The organism is Vibrio sp. V43_P6S15P86, assembly GCF_009904725.1.
Classification (GTDB): Bacteria; Pseudomonadota; Gammaproteobacteria; order Enterobacterales; family Vibrionaceae; genus Vibrio; species Vibrio diabolicus.
On sequence record NZ_WXWT01000489.1, the window covers coordinates 1 to 2,216 of the forward strand.

Here is a 2,216-nt window from a genome sequence, read left to right on the forward strand (position 1 = left end):
GTGCCGACTTAGCTCAGTAGGTAGAGCAACTGACTTGTAATCAGTAGGTCACCAGTTCGATTCCGGTAGTCGGCACCATTCTTTTGCCTCGATAGCTCAGTCGGTAGAGCAGAGGATTGAAAATCCTCGTGTCGGTGGTTCGATTCCGCCTCGAGGCACCATTATTTGGTGTCATTGCTAAACACGATACACGAATAATTCCTCCTTAGCTCAGTTGGTAGAGCGACGGACTGTTAATCCGCAGGTCACTGGTTCGAGTCCAGTAGGAGGAGCCATTTTTAAAAAGCCGCATCTTTTGATGCGGCTTTTTGGCATCTGCCCTACGTTCATTTTATTCCCCTGTTTCTCTGTTTCTCTGTTTCTCTGTTTCTCTGTTTCTCTGTTTCTCTGTTTCTCTGTTTCTCTGTTTCTAGCATCGTAAAATATTAAGCCCAATCTCTAAAAAACACTTATTTTACGCTAAAAATTTAATCCTCATCATAATTTCAATACGCATTAGTATGCGCGAATATTCATCTTCACTAAGATGCCCGAGTTATTACATTTCTTCTTTTAGCTATGCCTTGCATAGTGATGACACTTTATTTGTGAGCCAAATATGAAACTAAAAACTCAAGCCTATTTATTATCTGCGATCATATTGCTAGCACTCTTAGCACTGACCGCAACGGGCTTATGGACACTTCGCGTCGCAAGTAACCTTGATAACAAAGCTCGGGTTACTGAGCTATTTAAAAGTGCGTACAGCATTCTTACCGAAGTAGAAAAAATAGCTATCGAAGGCAAAATGCCAGAGGACGAAGCGAAATCATTAGCCACTCGCCTACTTCGTAATAATATCTACAAAGACAACGAATACGTTTATGTCGCAGATGAGAACATGATTTTTGTTGCAGCTCCGCTTGACCCTCAATTACATGGCACAAGCTTTCACGACTTTCGTGATGGAGATGGCAACAGCGTCGGCCAACTTATCTTAGATGTTTTGGGGCGCAAAACAGGTCAAATCGTAGAATATACTTGGAGTCAAAAGCAGGCCGACGGAAGCATTGAAGAAAAACACTCTATTGCCGAGAAAACACCACATTGGGGCTGGATTGTAGGTACAGGGATCGGGTTTAATGAGGTGAATGCTCGCTTCTGGGCTACCGCTCAATGGCAGCTTGTACTGTGTTTAGTTATCGCGGGGAGTATTCTCGGTGGCCTGATTATCTCGATTCGCAAGATGCTCAATCTACTTGGTGGAGAGCCAAACGATGTGCGCAAAGCCGTTCAAGCTGTCGCACAAGGCGACATTCAGACCAGTTTTGATGCAGTGGCGCCGAGAGGAAGTATCTATCGTGCGGTGCAAGATATGAGTCAATCACTAGCCACCATGGTTACAAACCTTGAGAAATCCATGCACGCACTGCGCGCTGAGTTATCTGCCGTAGAATCTCGCTCAAATACGATTGCCGATCTCACCGTATCCCAGCAGCAGTCAACAGCAATGATTGCCACTGCGATGACTGAAATGGCATCTTCAGCCAACCATGTTGCCAACTCGGCAAGTGATACAGCAAACAACACAGACGAAGCCGATAAACAAAGCCAACATACTCAGAAACTCATTCATAACACGGTTGAAAACATTCAAGGTTTAGCTTCTCAATTAAATACTGCGAGTAAAGCGGTCGCCGATCTAGATCAGGATGTAAATAATATTGTAAAAGTGCTCGATGTAATTGGCGATATTGCAGAGCAAACAAACTTACTCGCACTCAATGCTGCCATTGAAGCAGCACGTGCCGGAGAGCAAGGTCGAGGCTTTGCCGTTGTTGCCGACGAGGTGCGTAACCTGGCAGGCCGAACACAAGATAGCACTAAAGAGATTCAGCATATGATCTCCAACCTGCAAGAAGGTTCCCGTAACGCTATTCACACAATGGATGTGTGTGCAGAAACCAGTGAGGGCACAGTAACAGAGTCTAAGAATGCCTCTGAAGCTCTGCAGCAAATTGTAACGGCGTTAGAATCTATCACCGCAATGAGTCAGCAGATCGCGACTGCCGCAGCCGAACAAACTCAGGTTAGCGATGATATTGCGCTGCGCGTAAATCTTATCGAGGAAAGCGGAAGCCTGCTCAACTCTGTGGTAACGGAGAGTCAATCAAGCACTCAAAGTTTAGCTTCGCTGGCGGATGAGCTAGAAGGTTGGGTAAACAAGTTCTCTGTAA

The 2,216-nt window shown here is 45.4% G+C and carries 1 protein-coding gene and 3 tRNA genes; all 4 read left to right on the forward strand.

The annotated features are described in order from the left end of the window. Positions 1-2 precede the first annotated feature (2 nt). Positions 3-78, forward strand: a tRNA-Thr gene (locus tag CAG69_RS21985). A gap of 7 nt (positions 79-85) precedes the next feature. Further along, a tRNA-Phe gene (locus tag CAG69_RS21990) sits at positions 86-161 on the forward strand. A 38-nt stretch (positions 162-199) separates the two neighbouring features. Continuing rightward, a tRNA-Asn gene (locus CAG69_RS21995) sits at positions 200-275 on the forward strand. Positions 276-598: 323 nt separating this feature from the next. Then, positions 599-2,216 (forward strand): methyl-accepting chemotaxis protein (locus tag CAG69_RS22000; protein WP_161446224.1); only part of this gene is annotated, 1,618 nt, incomplete at its 3' end.